This is a genomic window from Allostigmatella hybrida, from assembly GCF_020103775.1.
Lineage (GTDB): Bacteria > Myxococcota > Myxococcia > Myxococcales > Myxococcaceae > Hyalangium > Hyalangium aurantiaca.
In genome coordinates, this window is record NZ_JAHXBH010000003.1 from 147,713 (window position 1) to 164,892 (window position 17,180).

At 69.8% G+C, this 17,180-nt stretch carries 16 protein-coding genes; 5 read left to right on the forward strand and 11 right to left on the reverse strand.

Annotation, left to right across the window (positions count from 1 at the left end):
- The first annotated feature begins 80 nt into the window (after window positions 1-80).
- On the forward strand, window positions 81-995 hold the full coding sequence (locus KY661_RS07715; protein ID WP_225409594.1) for a YeiH family protein: 915 nt from the start codon (window positions 81-83) through the stop codon (window positions 993-995).
- On the opposite strand, the gene KY661_RS07720 is transcribed toward KY661_RS07715, so the two are convergent.
- The gene (locus KY661_RS07720; RefSeq protein WP_225409794.1) at window positions 992-1,897 is read right to left on the reverse strand and encodes a LysR family transcriptional regulator; all 906 of its coding nucleotides are present in this window, start codon (window positions 1,895-1,897) and stop codon (window positions 992-994) included. The two genes, KY661_RS07715 and KY661_RS07720, sit on opposite strands and share 4 nt — an antisense overlap.
- An 85-nt stretch (window positions 1,898-1,982) precedes the next feature.
- Here KY661_RS07720 and KY661_RS07725 point away from each other — a divergent pair, with 85 nt between their 5' ends.
- Window positions 1,983-2,492, forward strand: coding sequence for a hypothetical protein (locus KY661_RS07725; RefSeq protein WP_225409595.1), 510 nt, complete (start codon window positions 1,983-1,985; stop codon window positions 2,490-2,492).
- On the opposite strand, the gene KY661_RS07730 is transcribed toward KY661_RS07725, so the two are convergent.
- The 3 genes from KY661_RS07730 to KY661_RS07740 form a co-directional block, all read right to left on the reverse strand.
- A complete protein-coding gene (locus KY661_RS07730; protein WP_225409596.1) occupies window positions 2,461-3,213 on the reverse strand; it encodes a tRNA1(Val) (adenine(37)-N6)-methyltransferase in 753 nt (250 codons plus the stop codon). The genes KY661_RS07725 and KY661_RS07730 overlap by 32 nt on opposite strands.
- A gap of 54 nt (window positions 3,214-3,267) precedes the next feature.
- A complete protein-coding gene (locus KY661_RS07735; protein WP_225409597.1) occupies window positions 3,268-4,407 on the reverse strand; it encodes a DUF1015 family protein in 1,140 nt (379 codons plus the stop codon).
- Between the two features lie 67 nt (window positions 4,408-4,474).
- Window positions 4,475-5,617 (reverse strand): alanine and proline-rich secreted protein Apa, encoded by a 1,143-nt coding sequence (locus KY661_RS07740; RefSeq protein ID WP_225409598.1) that lies wholly within the window; start codon window positions 5,615-5,617, stop codon window positions 4,475-4,477.
- 212 nt (window positions 5,618-5,829) lie between these two features.
- Between KY661_RS07740 and KY661_RS07745 the strand changes: the two genes are divergently transcribed.
- Window positions 5,830-6,150, forward strand: a complete 321-nt coding sequence (locus KY661_RS07745; RefSeq protein WP_075005230.1) for a polyhydroxyalkanoic acid system family protein — start codon at window positions 5,830-5,832, stop codon at window positions 6,148-6,150.
- On the opposite strand, the gene KY661_RS07750 is transcribed toward KY661_RS07745, so the two are convergent.
- The 6 genes from KY661_RS07750 to KY661_RS07775 form a co-directional block, all read right to left on the reverse strand.
- Window positions 6,147-7,826, reverse strand: coding sequence for a CheR family methyltransferase (locus tag KY661_RS07750; protein WP_225409599.1), 1,680 nt, complete (start codon window positions 7,824-7,826; stop codon window positions 6,147-6,149). The genes KY661_RS07745 and KY661_RS07750 overlap by 4 nt on opposite strands.
- A complete protein-coding gene (locus KY661_RS07755) occupies window positions 7,820-8,806 on the reverse strand; it encodes a chemotaxis protein CheB (RefSeq protein ID WP_225409600.1) in 987 nt (328 codons plus the stop codon). Before KY661_RS07755 ends, KY661_RS07750 begins: the two co-directional genes overlap by 7 nt.
- 40 nt (window positions 8,807-8,846) lie before the next feature.
- A complete protein-coding gene (locus tag KY661_RS07760) occupies window positions 8,847-11,150 on the reverse strand; it encodes a hybrid sensor histidine kinase/response regulator (RefSeq protein ID WP_225409601.1) in 2,304 nt (767 codons plus the stop codon).
- 63 nt (window positions 11,151-11,213) lie between these two features.
- A complete protein-coding gene (locus KY661_RS07765; protein ID WP_075005226.1) occupies window positions 11,214-12,458 on the reverse strand; it encodes a methyl-accepting chemotaxis protein in 1,245 nt (414 codons plus the stop codon).
- A 5-nt stretch (window positions 12,459-12,463) separates the two neighbouring features.
- Window positions 12,464-12,844, reverse strand: a complete 381-nt coding sequence (locus KY661_RS07770; protein WP_225409602.1) for a CheW domain-containing protein — start codon at window positions 12,842-12,844, stop codon at window positions 12,464-12,466.
- Window positions 12,841-13,323 carry a chemotaxis protein CheW gene (locus KY661_RS07775; protein WP_075005571.1) on the reverse strand — a complete coding sequence of 161 codons (483 nt, stop codon included), beginning with the start codon at window positions 13,321-13,323 and terminating at the stop codon, window positions 12,841-12,843. Before KY661_RS07775 ends, KY661_RS07770 begins: the two co-directional genes overlap by 4 nt.
- A gap of 163 nt (window positions 13,324-13,486) precedes the next feature.
- On the opposite strand from KY661_RS07775, the gene KY661_RS07780 reads away from it, so the two are divergent.
- The gene (locus tag KY661_RS07780) at window positions 13,487-14,380 is read left to right on the forward strand and encodes a response regulator (protein WP_225409603.1); all 894 of its coding nucleotides are present in this window, start codon (window positions 13,487-13,489) and stop codon (window positions 14,378-14,380) included.
- A gap of 17 nt (window positions 14,381-14,397) precedes the next feature.
- Here the strand turns inward: KY661_RS07780 and KY661_RS07785 are convergent, their stop codons facing one another.
- The gene (locus KY661_RS07785) at window positions 14,398-15,702 is read right to left on the reverse strand and encodes a radical SAM protein (protein ID WP_075005224.1); all 1,305 of its coding nucleotides are present in this window, start codon (window positions 15,700-15,702) and stop codon (window positions 14,398-14,400) included.
- Window positions 15,703-15,828: 126 nt separating this feature from the next.
- Between KY661_RS07785 and ald the strand changes: the two genes are divergently transcribed.
- Window positions 15,829-16,962, forward strand: a complete 1,134-nt coding sequence (gene ald, locus KY661_RS07790) for an alanine dehydrogenase (protein WP_225409604.1) — start codon at window positions 15,829-15,831, stop codon at window positions 16,960-16,962.
- Window positions 16,963-17,180: the final 218 nt, after the last annotated feature.

A 17,180-nucleotide genomic window follows, 5' to 3' on the forward strand; every position in this document is an offset into this window, starting at 1 on the left:
TCCTGGCACATCTTGGGAGGGTGAATCCTTCCGCCCCCTCCCCTTCTGCGGAGACCCAGAGACGCTGGAGCCTGGGGCATGTGCTGGTGCCGCTGGGCGCGGCCCTCAGCCTCCTGCCCTTCGCCTCCACGGGCCTCGCGCTGGTGGGCGGAGGCGCGGTGGCGCTCACGGTAGGCAACCCCTACGCGAAGCACACCCGGCGGGCCATGCCCGTGCTGCTGTCGCTCGCCGTCGTGGGACTGGGGGCGGGAATGGACCTGCGGGCGGTGGTCCACGCAGGGGCCCAGGGCCTCGTCACCACGCTGGTGAGCATCAGCGTGTGCCTGCTCCTGGGGGCGGTGCTGGCCCGGATGTTCCGGGTGTCCCGGAGCGTAGGCCTGCTCATCAGCATCGGCACGGCCATCTGTGGGGGCAGCGCGATCGCCGCCGTGGTTCCCGTGCTTCGTCCGAAGGAGCAGGAAGTGTCCGTGGCGCTGGGCACGGTGTTCCTGCTCAACGCGGTGGCGCTCTTCGTCTTCCCCGCCGTGGGGCACGCGGTGGGACTGGACGCGATCCAGTTTGGGCGCTGGTGCGCGCTGGCCATCCACGACACCAGCTCCGTGGTGGGCGCGGCCCTGCAATACGGCGCCGAGGCGCTGGAGGTGGCCACGACGGTGAAGCTGGCCCGCGCCTTGTGGATCGCCCCGCTGGCGCTGGCGCTCGAAGCCTGGCAACGCAAGACCCAGGGACAGGAGAACCCGGGCAAGGCGCGCAAGCCCTGGTTCATCCTCGGCTTCGTCCTGGCCTCGGCCCTGGTGACGTGGATTCCCCCGCTCCAGCCGGTGGGCCACACGGTGGCCCTGGTGTCCAAACAGGTACTGGTCCTGACGCTGTTTCTCCTGGGCGCGAACCTCACCTCAGGGACGCTGCGCGCTGTGGGGCTGAGGCCCCTGGCCATGGGCGTGGGGCTCTGGGTGTGCATGGCCGGGTTGAGCTTGGGCGTTGTCCAAGGCTAGCGCTGTGGGGGCACGGCCCGGGCATGGCGCAGGAAGTGGCCCGCGAGCCCTGACGGCGCCTCCACCGGCAAGACCCAGGAAAAAGCACGGGCCACGGTCAGTCCCGGCACGGCCAGGCGCTGGAGCCGGCCAGACGCCAGTTCCTCCTGAATGCTCCACCGCGACAAGAACCCCACCCCGAGCCCCAGGGCCACCGCACCCTTGATGGCCTCGGTGCTGCCCATCTGGAGATCGCCTGCCTGAAGTCCCCGGCGCACCCCTGCTTTCCGCAGGGCGCGCTCCAGCACGGCGCGGGTGCCTGAGCCCGGCTCCCGCCAGATGAGGGGAACCCGTTGGAGTGCCTCCACGGTTCGTATCCGGAGCAACTCCGCCGGGGCGCGTGAGGACACCACGGGCACGAGTTCATCGTCCAAGTAGCGCTCAAGCCGGATGTGAGCCGCCCGCGCGTGGCCTTCCACCAAACCTAGAGGCACTTGGCCTTCGGCCACCCAGCCGAGCACCTGCGCGGTGTTGCCCACCTCCAATCGCACCTGCAAGCCCCGATGTCCCCGGACGAAGGAGGCCAGCAGTTCCGGAACGACATAGCTGGCGATGGTGGTGCTCGCCGCCAGCACCAGCTCCCCTTGCAGCGCCTCTTCTCCCGCGACCGCCAGCGAAGCCTCCTCCAGGAGCTGGTGGAGCCGCTGGGCATATTCGAGCAAGGCCCGCCCCGCGTCATTGACCTGAACCCCCCGGGCGGTGCGGATCAGCAAGGGCTGGCCACACTCTCGCTCGAGCTGACGCACCTGCGCGGTAACGGCAGGCTGCGACAGATGCAGCAACCGCGAGGCCGCAGACACCTGCCCGGTGAGGGCCACGACCCGGAAGGTTTCCAGACGGCGCGGATCAAGACGGGGAGACAGGAGACCTCCTGGGAAGCGAACCCATGAGCTTATAGATACCCAGGAACGTGAACCCAACCGGCTTTGCGTGCCCAAGAGGCTGACCATGCGAACCAGACGCGAGGATTGGTGGCGTTCCGTCCGGGACAGGCGGGATTGCCTCATCCTCCAACTGCTCAAGGCGAAAGTGCCGCTCAAGGAGTTCGCGAGGGAGATTCTCTCGCAGGAGAGGAAGCTGCTGCGCGAGGCACCGACTCCTGCGGCTCGCCGGGAAATTCAGCAGATCAACGCCAAAACCCTCCTGACCGAGGCTTATACCCCTGGCGTCACCTGGGCGGAGTTTGGCCCGCTTCTGCGGCGCTGTCAGCGCCTTGGCTTCGCGGACATCACGCACGAAGTCCATGTAGCCTGCCTCTTCGTGCAGTCGTTGCCGTACTTCCCGAAGAAGGCCCGGGAGGCATTCTCGATGCTGGACGAGGTCGAGCGGAAGTTGCGCCATCTGCCCAAACGCCACTCACTTCGCAAGGAGGGCACACAGGCCGTCACGCATGTCCGAGCCATCGCGGAAGCGGCTGGAATTCTCCCTACCCCACCATGGCGCTCACCTCTTCGGTGAACGCATGCTCGTCCTCGGCGTGGAGCACCAAGGGGGGCAGCACCCTCAGGTCCGCGCGTCCCCCCTTCACCGCGTGCAGGAGCACGAGCTTCGCGGGGCGCTCGGCGCGCGGGTGCACCATGCGCACCGTCTTCGGCTCCAGCCGGTGCTCGCGCAGCACCGTCACCAGCTCCGCGAACCGCGCCGACGGGTACACCAGCGACAAGCCTCCCCGGGGCGTCAGCAGGTGCCAGGCCGCCCCCGCCACATCCTGCAGCGAGCACGCCACCTCGTGCCGCGCGAGGGCCTTCTCCAGCGTCATGCTGCTGCGCCCCGTGGTGCAGGCCCGGTACGGCGGATTGCACAGCACGTGGCCGAAGCTCCCCGCAGCGAAGAACTGGGACACCTGCCGCAGGTCCCCCTGCACCAGCGTCACCTGCTGCTCACAGCGGTTCAGGTACACGTTGCGCTCGGCCAGCGCGTACAGCCGCGGCTGCAGCTCCAGCCCCGTCACGTCGCGCAGCCCCAGGCGCTTGGCCAGGACGAGCGGAATGATGCCGCTGCCCGTCCCCAAGTCGATCAACCGCCCCCGGTGCGCCCCCGCCTCGAAGACCGCGAAGTGCGCCAGCAGGATGGGATCCAGCGAGAAGCGGTAGCCCGCGCGCCGCTGGAGCACCTGCACCTCGCCACCGCAGATCGCATCCAGCGTCTCTCCGGGCATGGGCTTCAGGGCAAGCCGCACGCTCTGGGGAAACTCCAGCAGCTGTTGTGGCGACGGAAGCCTCACCAGAAAAGTCTAGGCTTCGGGATCCAGGAACAGGAGGCCCGCGGGCGGCTGGGGTTCAACGCGCAACGTGCGAGGCGGCAGCGTGGCGGCCGCCTCCATGACCGCCCTCACCTCCCACACCGGGGGCGGATTGAGCGCGAAGCCCGCCTGGAAGAGCCCGGACTCCACCCCTTGCACCAGCTCCCCGAGCTCACGGATGGGGAACACCTGCGGGTGGCCCGCCTCCTCCGGCTCCCGGATGCCCAATACCGTGCGCAGCACCAGCGAGTTGAGCAGCGCCAGGTCCAGGCTGCGCAGCGTGGGGTTGCGCGGGGCACCCTTCAGGTGTGCCAAATCCAACCCTTGCCGGAACCGGAGAATCTTCCCCCGCCCCTCCGGAAGCACCAGCAGCACCGCGTGGTGGCCGGTGATGAGCGTGCCCAGCCGCTCGCGCGCCGTGGCCAGCCCTCGCGGCGACGTCAACGGCTCGTCCAGGTCATAGATGCGGGCGTAGGCCGCCACCAGGGTGAGGAATGTCTCCTCCTTGAAGGTCTCCACGCCCTTGAGGGCACGGTGGATGGGCTCCAGCTGGAGCCCCGGCTCGGACAGCGGCACCACGGCGGCCAGGGTCGGGCGCTGCTCGTCCAGCGCCGCCAGCGGGCGGATGGGCGCCTCGTCGAGCACGGCCTGGATGCGCTTGGACACCGGCGAGGGCTCGATGCGCCGCAGCACCACGTGTGAGCGGTCCAGGGCCCCCTCCCACACCAGGCTGCCATGCGCGGCGGCCTCGGCCAGCAGACCCCTCAGGAGGCCATGGTCATCCGCCGCCAGGGTGACGGTGGGCTCAGCACACCAGGAGCGAGGGCGGTAGGGCTCGTGCTCCAGCGGGGGCGCCGCGTCCGGCGTCAGCGAGCACAGCAGGAAGCGGACCGGAGGCCCCTCCAGGACGCCCGCAGGCCCCTGAATTTCAACGACATAGAGCGCGGGACGAGGGTCCTTGAGGACGGCCCCCGACATGCGCCAGCGGCCCAACTCGGCATCCGGGTTGGGCGCTTCCAGCAACGGCCGGACGTGCGTGGGACGGGGAACACCCCGGGAGTGGGGCCCATCCGTTTCCAGATGGGAACCCAGCGTCGACAGGAGAGCGGGAAACGGAAGGACTCGCGCCATACGAGGTGAAGGTGGGGCCGACTGCTCCCTCCTGCCAGCCCGTCTGGCCGTCCGCTCCCCGGGGGGACTACCACCAGACGTTTTTGTACGGCCGCTTCCGGGACGACGAGGAGATGGCGGTCCGGTCCACGCTCTCCTCCCACAGGAGGCTCACGGTGGTGATGGCGCCCACGGAGCCCAGGAAGGACAGGACGTAGGGCGTGGGCTGGTCGAAGCCCCCGAGCACGAGCCCGGACAGCAGCAGCACCACGGCGCCCACGCCGCCTCCGAACAGGTCCGCGCGGAGGATCTGCCCAGGCGTCGGGTTGTACTGCAGCGTCGCCAGCGCCAGCGCCCCAGCCCCGATGCCCGGGGCAATGAGCAGGGTGTTCGTCCAGGTGTCCCCCTTCACGTCCGAGCCGGAGAAGTGAACGATGGCCAAGAGCAGCGCGCTGTACGCCAGGCCCCAGCCCGCGCCGGAGGTCACCATCAGGCCATGGTTGAGGGGCATCTGCCCGCCGCCCACGGTGGCGGTAAGCCACGCGCCCAGCTCCGCGCCCACGAAGGTGGACCAGGCCAGCACGTCCTTGTCATCCGAGAGCAGGTGCATGAACCCGCCCAGGAACGCCCCACCCACCACCGAGTGGGGAACCCCGAAGTAGGCCGTGGGGTAGTCCACCCAGTTGTTGAACTGCCACCAGGCGGCCGCGCCAAAGCCCAGGCCCGCGCCGATGAGCGTGCCCGCGAGCATGGCCTCGCGCGAGCCCCGGTCGAAGTCGAAGTCGTTGGCGAAGCCCTGGGTGAAGAGCCCGCCCGCCGCGCCCAGCAAGGAGTGGTGCAGCAGGAAGGTCAGGCTGCCCGGCCCGGACAGGAAGGGGCCTTGACGCGGCCGGCCATCCAGCAAGGGCCCCCGGGTCTCCGGGGGCGGAGGGGGCCGCAGGGCGGAGGCCTGGGCCCCGGTTCCGTCCTCCGTCAGGGGCGGCTGGGGAACGGTGCGCAGGGCACTGGAGTCCGGCGGCTGCGCCAGGGGCGCGTCCTGCGGCTCCGCGGGAGGCGGGGGCAGGTACGCCGGGTCCTCGGAGGGCGAGGTCTGCACGCCCGTGTCCTCGGGGGCAAAGCCCGTGTCCGGGGGGGGCGGAGGCAAGGCCTCCAGCTGGGCGCGGGCGGCTCCCGGCAGCAGCAGGACGGCGATGGCGAAGGCGAGACAACTCCAGGTTCTCAGGTGTGGCACGCAAACTCCTTCCTGCGTTCACCCTAGTCCACTCCCTTGCCCGTCAAGGCCGAATTGTCGCGTCCAGGGCCTCATGCGTTCAGCGCCCCCCACTCCCCGTGGGGGAAACCGGGGGCTGTTGACTTCCCACGTCCTGCTGCAAACGGCGGTTCCCTTCTGGCCGCATCGTCATTAAACCGGCAAGACGAGCCATAGATCAGGAGCCATACGCAATGGGCACGATGAAGTTCGAGGTTCCCCACTCCCTGCCGAAGGACGAAGTGAAGAAGCGCGTCGAGCAGCTCCTGCAGTACTGGGGCAGCAAGTACGGCGTGAAGGCGGACTGGGCCGGTGACGGCGCCAAGCTCATGGGCAAGGTGATGGGCATCAACCTGGATGCCAGCTTCACCATCACCGACAAGGCCGTGCAGGGCGAGGGCACCGACCCGGGCATGCTCCTGCGCAGCCAGGCGAAGAGCTACCTGCAGAAGAAGTTCGGGGCCGTGCTGGATCCGGGCAAGAGCCTGACGGACCTGAAGAGCACCTTGGACTAGTGTCCCCCCTCCTCCTCCAGCGCCGCGAGCGCGTAGCGGGCCACCCGGGCAATGGCATCGGCTGAGTCCGGGATGTCCGGGTAGTGGCCCGCGAGCGGACGCTGGGGGAAGCGCAGCTGGGCAATGGCGTTGCGGTAGCTGCGCCGGGCCCCCTCGCGATCCTGGGTCCGCTCCTGTACCTGGGCGAGCAGGTAGTGGCCCAACGCCAGCGTGGGCTCCAGGAACAGGGCCTTGCCCAGCTCGGAGCGCGCCTCCACCAGGTTGCCGGCCTGGAGCGCGGCCACGCCGCCGAAGATCCGCGCCTCCACGCACAGCGGCTCGCGCACCAGCGCCTGGGCAAAGGCCTCGCGCGCCTCGGAGATGCGGCCCGTGAGCGAGTAGAGGTTGCCCAGCGTCAAGAGCGCATCCAGGTGGCCCGGCTCGTCGATGAGCAGCTTCTCCACGTCGTGGATGGCGGCCGTGAAGTCGCTCTGCATCATCTTGCGCACCGCCTGCTTCAGCCGCTCGGTGGGCGGAAACGCCTTGGCCCCCCCGGGCACCTCGGTGGTGCGCACCCCGCGGGGATTCGTGGGGGTCCCCTCCAGCGTGAGCCGCGCCGGGCGCACCGGCTCGGTGGTGCCGCGGCTCGCCAGGCTGGCGGCGGGCTCCTGCACCGAGGCCCGGGGCGAAGGGCTCATCGGCATGGGCGCATCCGGCGGACGCAGGCGGCTCAAGGAGGGCGCGGGCCGCGGCAGGGAGCCTCCCGCCGGGGTCACGACGGTGGCGGGAATGCCGGGTGAGGAGACGCTCATCGGCACCGGCGTGGTGAGCGGCGCGGGCGTCGCCGCCGCGGCGGCACGGGCCACGCCCAGCAGGGGCCGCCGGTAGACGAACGCCCCATCCACCTCGATCATCTCGAAGCGGTCATAGACCTTGAAGAGGCTCTCCGAGTACCCCAGGAAGAGCAGCCCTCCGGGCCGCAGCGCCACCAGGAAGCGGTCCATCAGGCTGCGGATGGTGGGCAGGTCGAAGTAGATGATGACGTTGCGGCAGAGGATGAGATCCAGCGAGCCCGGCGTCACCGCGTCGAACGAGGGCGCGGCGAGGTTCTGCCCCTCGAAGCGCACGTACTCGCGCAGCGTGGACTGCACTTCCATCCCGTCCTCCACGGGGTGGAAGAAGCGCTCCAGGCGCTCGGAGGAGATGCCCGAGGAGCGCCGCACCGAGAAGCGCCCCAGCCGGGCGGACTCCACCGCGGCCAGGTTGAGATCCGTGGCCCACAGGTCCACCTCGACCGCCAGCGCCCCCAGCTCCGCCATGACCATGGCGACACTGTACGGCTCCTCGCCCGTGGCGCACCCGGCGGACCAGATGCACACCCGGCGCATCTCCCGCCGCGCCTTGGCCAGCAGCTGCGGCAAGATGAAGCGCTCCAGCGCCCGGAACTGCTTGGGGTCCCGGAAGAACTCCGTGTGGCCCACGGTGACCAGCGGCACCAGCGAGCGCAGCTCCTGCTCTCCTCCGACGTCCCGGAGCCGCTGCACATACACTTCGGGATCACTGATGCCCGCCACGGGCATGCGCGTGGCCAGCGCCAGCCGGAGGCTGTGGTAACCGTCCGGGGTAATTTTCAGACCGGCCCGCTCCAGCAGGAGGGCGGCGAGCTGCTGCAAAGCCTTTTGGCTCACGTTCAGCACGTCTCCACCCACTCCAGGAGTGTTGGCCCGATCCGATCCAGCGGAAGGATCTCTTCCGCGGCGCCCAGCTGCACCGCCTCACGCGGCATTCCGTAAACAACACATGTTTCCGCGTTCTGGGCGATGGTTCTTCCACCCCGCTCACGGATTTCCTTCAGCCCGCGCGCCCCGTCCTTGCCCATGCCCGTGAGAATGACGCCGATACACCGGCGCCCAAACGACTCCGCGGCCGAGGATAGCAGGAGATCACACGAAGGCCGGAAGCCTCGTACCGGGGGGCGAGGATCCAAGAGGAGCCGCCCGTCCGGCCGCACCACCAGGTGGGCGCCCGAGGGGGCAATGTAGGCCGTGCCCGGCACCATCTTCTCCTCGTTGGGCGCCTCCATCACCCGCAGGCCCGTCTCCGAGGCCAGCCAGTGCGCCAGGCCCTCCGTGAAGCCCACGCTGATGTGCTGACAGATGCAGACCGCCGCCGGGAAGTCCTTGGGGATGCTGCGCAGCAGGATGGACAGCGCCCGGGGCCCGCCCAGCGACGAGGCGATGGCCACCAGGGGGAACGGGGGCTCGGCCCCATCGACGGGCGGCGGCGGCCGACGGCGCACCTTGCCCTGAACGTGCCGCACCACGCGCACCTGCGAGAGCATCACCAGCTGGCGCGCGATGCCATGCCAGAACTCCGCGCCGGGCACGGGCGTGCGCTCCACCACGTCGAGCGCTCCGAGCGCCAGGGCCTTGAAGGCCTGGTCGCGCGTCAGCACCCCCGAGCTCATGGCGAGAATGGGGGTGGGCCGCTCCGCCATCACCTGCGCGATGGACTCCAGGGCATCCATCGACGTCAGGTCGACGAGCAGGACATCCGGGGTCTGGTCCTCTACGGTGTCCAGGGCGTCGGCGAAGTTGCTCTCGCCGGCGGAGACGAGCAGGTCGCCTTGAAAGAGGTGACGTGCCAGGAGGCGCAGTCCGCTTCCCACCAGCAACACCCGGCACGGACTCCCTGGAGCAATGCGCACGCCGCCCTCGTCATGTCAGCCGCTCGATGGTCTGAGCCAAACTCTCCACGCCCAGCTCACCTTTGACAAGGTATCCGTCCGCGCCGGCTTCCAGTCCCCGCCGCTTGTCCTCGGGCGAGGCCAGCGAGGACAGGATGATGACCGGGATGCGGGCCACCGCCGGCGTGGTCTTCAACCGCCGCGTGAACGAGAAGCCATCCAGCCGGGGCATCTGCACGTCGGTGAGGATGAGATCATACGTGTTGTGCTGAACCTTCGCGTACGCCTCCTCGCCATCCTGGGCCTCTTCCACGGTGTGGCCGAGCGCCTTGACCAGGGCCCCCTCGGTGGCCCGGGCGATGGGTGAGTCGTCCACCAGCAGCACGCGCAGGCGCTTGGCCTGGGGCTGCTGGGTGACGGGGCGGGCCATGCGGCGCACCTCGGCCATGATGTCCGGCACGTGGCACAGCACCGCGATGCGCCCATCCTCCAGCGCCGCGGTGCCCGCGATGAAGGCGGCGCCCTTGAGGAACTCTCCGCCGCAAGGCTTCACGGCCACCTCGCGCTCGTCCACGAAGCCATCCACCACCAGGGCGGCGTGATCATCCCCGTGACGCACCACCACGGCGGGCGGCTTGTCGAAGCGGTTGCCGCCGTTGACGCCCAGCAGCGGGCCGAGCGCCACCAGCGCGGTGGGCTTGTTGCGGTGCTTCACCGCCAGCGTGCCGAAGACCTCCATGCGGTCCTCCGGCTTGACGCGCGTGACGGCCACCACGTCCGCCGCGGGGATGCCGTAGACGTCGTCCCCCAGGCGCACCAGGAGGACCTTCATCAACGCCAGCGACTGCGGCAGGCGCAGGCTGATGGTGGTGCCCCGGCCCTGGCGGCTGACGACGCCCACCGAGCCACCCAGGGACTCCACCTTGCGCTTCACCACGTCCATGCCCACGCCGCGGCCGGAGATTTCACTGACCTGGTCGCGCGTGGAGAAGCCGGGCCGGAAGATGAGATCGATCGTCTCGCGCTCTCCGAGCGCGGCGGCCTGGGTCTGGGTGATGAGCCGCTTGTTGAGGGCCACCTGCTTCAGCCGCTCGGGATCGATGCCCCGGCCGTCATCCTCCACGTCGATCTGGAGCATGTCCCCATCGATGCGGACGCGGATGCGCAGCCGGCCCATGGCGGGCTTGCCGAGCTGCTGGCGGGCCTCGGGCACCTCCAGGCCGTGATCCACCGAGTTGCGCAGCAGGTGGACCAGCGCGTCGCGCACGTCGGCGAGCATGGAGCGGTCCACGCCGACATCCGCGTTCTCGATGATGAGGTCCACATCCTTGCCCTGGTCGCGCGACAGCTCGCGCACCGCCCGGGGGAAGGCGTCGAACACGGTGGACAGCGGCACCAGGCGCGCCTCCGCCACGGAGTCGGCCATCTTGGCCAGGTTGCCGTGGAGGGTGTTGATGCCGTCCTCGTTGCGCCGGATGAAGCGGAACGCATCGTCGCGCAGCCGGTGCAGGTCGCTCTCGATGCCCTCCAGCTCCGCGCGCATCTCATTGACCAGGTGCAGCCGCTCGCCCAGGTGCAGGAAGCGGTCGCCCAGGCGCGAGAAACGCTCGAACAGCGTGGCCGTCTCCGAGCCCCGCAGCCGTCCCCGGGCGCTCTCCACGAGCAGGTCGCCCGCGAGCAGCCCGAGCGAGTCGAGGATCTCCACGTTCACGCGGATGCTGCGATCGGCAATGGATGGCTTGGCGGCGGCGGCGGCGGCGGCGGGTGCCTCCTCCTCGGGCTTGGCGGCCCCGGGCGCCGGAGCCACTGCCGCCGCGGCGGGGGCCGGCGGAGGCTGCACCACGGGGGCGGGCGGTGCCACGGGCGGGGGCGGCGCGGCGGCACGGGCCGGGGGCAGCGGGGCGGGGGCCGGCCGGGGCTGGGGTGGCTTGTTGCCCAGCGGCGGCAGGGGATGGCCGGAGGCGCTCGCGAGCGTCTTGCACATCTCCTCGCTGGCCTCCGTGCCCGTGTGGGCGCCGGCCAGGTCGTCGGTGAGATCCGACAGGACGTCGCACGCGCGCAGGAGCAGATCGGTGGCCACCTCGGTGGCCGTCTTTCCGTCCCGCTCCGCGCGCAGCATGTCCTCGGCGGCGTGCGCCAACTGCCCGATGGCGGCGAGCCCCAGCATGCGGGCCTCGCCCTTCATCGTGTGCAGCTCGCGCGCGACGTCGTCCGCGGCCTGGTCCGCGTTGTCCTTCTCGAGGTCGAGCACCCCGAGTTGGATCTTCTGGAGCCGGTCTGCGGTGACCTCCTGAAACTTCTTCAGGAGGGACTTCTTGAGGGCCTCGGTATCCATGGCCGGGGTTGTCTCCGGGCGGATGAGGCCGCACGGACTTGCCCCTCTCCTCCCGGGTTGGGCTTAGTCGGCCTTGAAGCGCTTGATGAGTTCGGCCAGGCGGCTGGCCAGCTGCGTCAGCTCGGCGGAGGCACCCGTGGCCTGCTTGGAGGCCTGCGTCGTCTGGCGCGTCACGTCCTCGATTTCGGCCATGGAGGCCACCACCTGCTCGGTGGCGGTACGCTGCTGCTGGGTGGCCAGGTTGATGACGCGTGCCGCGTCGCTGGTCTCCTGGACGCCCGCGAGGATGCCCTCCACGGCGGTGGCCGCCACGGAGCCCAGCTTCTCACCGGACTCGGTGGCCACCTTGGAGGCATCCGCCGCGCCGCCCGCGGCGGCGGTGGCCTCGCGGATCTCGGTGATGAGGCTCTTGATCTCCTTGGTGGAGTCCAGGACGTTCTCCGCCAGGCGCCGCATCTCCGCGGCGACGATGGAGAAGCCCTTACCGGCCTCACCGGCGCGGCTGCCCTCGAGCGCCGCGTTGAGCGCCAGGAGGTCCGAGCGGTCGGCGATCTCGTCGATCACCTCCACCACGGTGCCGATGCGCTCCACGCGCTTGGACAGCTTGGTGATGGCGTCGGCCACGGCGATCCCATCGCTGCGGATCTGCTGCATGGCCTGGATGAACTCGGCGATGGCGCCCCGGCCCGCGCGCGCGGCCCCGAGCGTCTCCTCGGCCACACGGGCCACCGCGCCCGCGTTCTCGGCGATCTGCGCGGAGGCGTGCTTGAGCTCCTCCATGGTCGCGGTCGTCTCGTGGATGGCCGCGGCCTGCTCGGTGGAGGACGTCTCGTGCTGCGTGGAGGCGGCGAGCACCTGGTTGGCGGAGGAGGACAGCCGCAGGGCCGCCTCGTTGATCTCCCGCACGAAGGTGCGCAGCGTCTCGATGACCTTGCCGAAGCCCTCCAGCAGCGGCGCGAGCTGCGGATCCTCGGTGGTGGTCGTCCAGCGCGACAGGTCTCCCTCGCGCACCAGGGCGATGAGCGAGTCGAGCGCCTGATCGATCTCCTGGGCGGCGACCTGCTTGCGGTGCTCGGAGTCGGAGAAGCGCTCCAGCACCTGGTTGAGCAGGAGGGCCACGTCGGCCAGCTCCCCGCTGACGATCTCCGGGGTGATGCGCGCCTGGAGATTGCCGGCCAGCACCGACCGGAGCGTGTCCGTCAGGGGCTTGAGGGCCGGGGTGTTGGACTTGGCCGGGGGTTTGGCCACCGCGGCCTTCTTCGGAGCGCGGGGCTTCACGGACTTCTCGTTCGGGGTGTCCAGGGACATTGCGGTCAGTGCCTTCCTTGAGTCTTTGCGGTTTCGACCAAATCGATGAGCAGAATGGGGTGGGCCTCTTCTTCCAGGCACACCCCGATGGCGAAGGAGGACGCGGTGACGGCGGCGGGCAGCCGCCGCAGGTCCGCGACGTTGATGGGGCGCACCCCTCGCACGACATCCACCTTGAGGTGCGCCTCGCCCTCGGGGGTGTCGAAGACGAGGGCCCGGCGGCCCTGGTGGAGCGACCCCAGCTCGGGCCGGACGAGATCTCCCGGCAGGGCCCGCTCGATGCGCTGCACCTGCGAGGCATCCACGCCATAGACGTGCACGCCCACCTCGAAGAAGAGGACGTCCACTTCCTCCTCGGTGCGGACCAGACCGTCCACGTCGATCATCGAGCCACCGCCCGCTGACGCGCCGTCTGGAGGAGCTTGGCGAAGTTGAGCAGGTTCACGGTCTCCTCGGCCGTGGGCCCCTGCACCACCCCCAGGAGATGCTCGGTGGCGGCATCGGCGCCCACCGGGGGCGGAAGGATGTCGGAGACGAGGATGCGGCGCAGCCCCAGCACGGTGTCGGCCACCACGCCGGCGACGTAGTTGCCGCTGACGCCCACGAAAATGCGGGTCCGGGGCATGATGCGCGCCTCGCCCTTGGCCAGGAAACGCAGCAGATCCAGCACCGGGAGCACCTCGCCCCGGTGCCCCGTCACCCCCAGCAGGAACGAGGGGGAGCGTGGAAGGGGCGTCATCAGCCCCGCCCGGAGCACTTCCAGGACGTTCTCGCTGGGCACGCCCAAGCGGAGCCCGCCTACACGGAAGCAGAAGAACTCTTGCTCGGGACGGGCCTGAACGGCGAGAGCCCGGTCCGGAGCAATCCGCAGCGCACGTTGAAGAGGAGTCGAAGTCAAGGCGCCAAAGTATCCGGAGGCGTTCAAAACGGGTCAAGGGGAGGACTGCGAACGCCCGGCCGGCCACCGTTTCGATGGTCCCGGACCGGGTAACCAGTGTAGGGTAGCTTTAGGATTCTTGGGGAGGCAGATGTCCCGCGTACTGGTCATTGACGATAGCCCGATGCTGGTGGAACTCACCGTCCGGGCGCTTACCGCGGCCGGCTACCAGGCAAGCGGCGCAATGGACCTGGCGAGTCTGGAGCAGAAGCTCGCGGAGGGGCCGTTCGCGCTCATCCTCATGGACGTGAACATGCCGGAGATGTTCGGCGACGACGTCGTCGAGTACCTCCGCAGCCAGAAGAAGGTCACCTCCAAGCTGGTGCTCTACTCGGACATCTCCGAGGCGGAGCTGGCCACCAAGGCCCGGGCCTCGGGTGCCGACGGCTACATCCTCAAGGGTGGCGGCCTGGAGGCGGTGCTCGACGGGGTGACGAAGCTCATCGGCCTGCCTGCCCCCGACGTCATCGCCGCGCAAGAGGCCCTGGCAGCCGCCGCGGCTGCGGCGCCCGCTCCCACCGCCGCCCCCCCTGCCCCCCCCACCGCCGCGCCCGCTCCCAGCGTGGGGGGGCTGCCCTCCGCCAAGGTGACGGGGGGGCGCAAGCCGCGCATCCTGATCGTCGATGACAGCGAGATGACGGCCCGCATCATCGAGGCGGACCTGGTCACCAAGGGCTTCGAGGTCCACGTCGCGGACACGGCGGACAAGGCGACGAAGATCATCCTCAAGAAGCAGACGCGGCCGGACCTGGTGCTGCTGGACGTGCGGATGCCCAACGTGAACGGCGAGCAGTTCTGCCGCTTCATCAAGAGCAACAGCCTCTTCAAGGGCATCAAGGTCCTGCTGTGCTCAGGGGAGAACGTCGAGGAGCTGCAGCGCATCTGCCGCGAGGCCGGGGCCGACGGGTACGTGCCCAAGGACGCGGTGATGAGCAGCCTGGTGGCGCGCGAGCTGAGCCCCTCCCCCGCCGCGCCCCAGGAGTAGTCCCCCCGAAGGCCGCCCTACTTGCGGCCCGCTGGCACCGCCCGCTCCTCCAGCCCCCGGGCGAAGTTGCCGATGACGAGCCCAGGCCGGGCCGCCTTCAGCCGCTGCAGGAGCTCGCGGATGCCCACCGGCTCGCCCCCGGCGCCCCGGTCCCGGGCAACCTCCAGGTACTGGAGCGGATCGATGCACAGCGAGCGCGTCTGCACCTGGTTCACCTGGTACTTGCTCACCAGGCGCTCCAGGGCCTGGACTTCGCCCTCGCGGTCGGTGACGCCCGGGAACAGCAGCAGGTTGAGCGCCAGGTAGGCCCCCCGCTCGCGGGCGAGCGCGATCGAGGCCTCCACGTCCTCCCAGGAGTACTTCACCGGCTTGTAGTAGGCCTCGTAGAGGTCCTTCACCGCCGAGTTGAGCGAGACGCGGATCGCATCCAGCCCCGCGTCGAACAGCGCCACCAGCCCGTGCGTCAGGCTCGCGTTGGTGTTGATGTTGATGGAGCCCCTGTCCGTGCGCGCCCGCATGTAGCGGATGGCCTCGGCGATGGCCTTGTGGCGCGTGAGCGGCTCGCCCTCGCACCCCTGGCCGAAGCTGATCATCGTCCGGCCCGGCGCGTTCTCCAGGTGGTAGACGCCAATGGCGCCCATCTCCTCGCCCGAAGGGCCATCCTCCATGCGCTCGTGGGAGGCCGGGGGGCCGTCGGCGGGCTGATCCGAGATGCACCCCACACAGCGCGCGTTGCACATGACCGAGGCGGGGATGGCCCCCTCGTCGCGCACGTAGAAGACGTTCTGCGAGGTGAAGCAGCGGTAGAGCAGCGCGCACGTCTTGAGCTGCTTGAGGACGCGGTTGTCCGGGAAGCGCCGCAGGTGCTCGTCCACGAGCTTGCGCATCTCCGGCGTCGAGTAGTTCTCCGGATCCCAGTGCGAGCGCTTGTCGGTGTGGATGGCCCAGGCCACCGGCCCGTCCTTGCCCCAGGCTGCGGCGGTGTACGCCCACTGCGGCAGGATGGGCCCGTCTCCCTTCACCTCGCCGGGGAGAAACGTCCGGGTGTAGCCCGGCGGCAGCAGCGCGCCCACGGCGTTGGGCACGAACGTCTTGCCCCCCACCTTCATCTCGCGCACCAGCTCCAGCTCGCCCGTCTCGGGGTCCAACCCCACGGGCAGGCGCCCAGGCAGATGGACGAGCCTCCCGGTGGCCGGCAGGGGAATGGGACGGTCCTGCGGGGGCACGAGCTCCTCCCCACTGCGCAGGGTGGCGATCAGGTAGGGGTGTTCCATCACCCGCCCCTGGGGATCCGCGAACAGCAGCTTGGGCGCCGGCTTCATATCCCTCTCCCTATCACGCCGCGCCGCGCCACGCTCGGGGCACGCGGAGGGGCCCTCTGGGGCGCCTTGATTCCCGAAAGTCCACTGGTATGGTCCGCCCCGCTTGTCTTGCCCTGGAGGCACGTCGTGATCGTCGGAGTTCCCAAAGAGATCAAAACCCGTGAGTACCGTGTCGGCATGGTTCCCGCGGGAGCGCGCGCCCTGACGGCCGCGGGCCACACGGTGTTGATCGAGACGAACGCGGGGGCGGGCTCCGGCATCCCGGATTCCGAGTACCAGCGCGTCGGTGCGCAGATCATCAAGAGCGCGGACGAGGTGTGGTCGCGCGCGGAGATGATCGTCAAGGTGAAGGAGCCCATCGCGCCCGAGTACGAGCGCATCCAGAACGGGCAGATCATCTACACCTATTTCCACCTGGCCGGCGTGGACCCGGAGCTGACCCGCACGCTCGTGAAGAAGAAGGCGGCGGCGGTGGCCTACGAGACGCTGCAGACGGACGATGGCGGCCTGCCCCTGCTCAAGCCCATGAGCGAGGTGGCCGGGAAGATGGCCATCCAGGTGGGTGCCACCTGCCTGGAGAAGGCGCACGGCGGCAAGGGCATCCTCCTGAGCGGCGTGCCCGGCGTGCGCCGGGGCCGCGTGGCCGTCATCGGCGGCGGCGTGGTGGGCACCTGCGCGGCCAAGGTCGCCGTGGGCATGGGCGCCGAGGTGACGCTGCTCGACGTGAACCTGGACCGGCTCACCTACCTGGATGACGTGTTCCTGGGCCGCGTGGCCACCCTCAACTCGGACAGCGAGACCATCGCCCGCGCCGTGCGCGAGGCGGACCTCGTCATCGGCGCGGTGCTCATCCCCGGCGGCAAGGCCCCCAAGCTCGTCCCCGAGGCCCTGCTCAAGGAGATGGAGCCTGGCTCCGTCGTGGTGGACGTGGCCGTGGACCAGGGCGGCTGCATCGAGACGTGCCGCCCCACCACCCACGACAACCCCACCTACACGGTGCACGGCGTCGTCCACTACTGCGTGGCCAACATGCCCGGCGCGGTGCCCCAGACGTCCACCTACGCGCTGACGAACACCACCCGCCCCTACGCCCGGAAGATCGCCGAGATGGGGCTCGTGGAGGCCATCAAGTCGGACCGTGCCCTGGCGCGCGCCCTGAACACCTACGATGGCAAGGTCACCTACGAGGCCGTCGCCAAGGACCTGGGCTACGACTACGTGCCCATCCACGACGCGCTCGGCGGCAAATCCGCCCGCTAGCCCACCCTGTCCTACCCCCGGAGGCCGGTTGCCTGCCCTCCTGCCTACCTCTGGGGACGCGGTGGAATAAACATTGTCCCAAAGTGTCCCTCGTCCTTAAGAGCAACCGTGCGTACGGCGCGAAGTGGCACAGTGTTGTTGACCAATCTGTTCCCGTGCATACATTAATCAACAGATAACAACACTTTCGCCTGTAATCTCGGGCCTTTAGGAAGGCG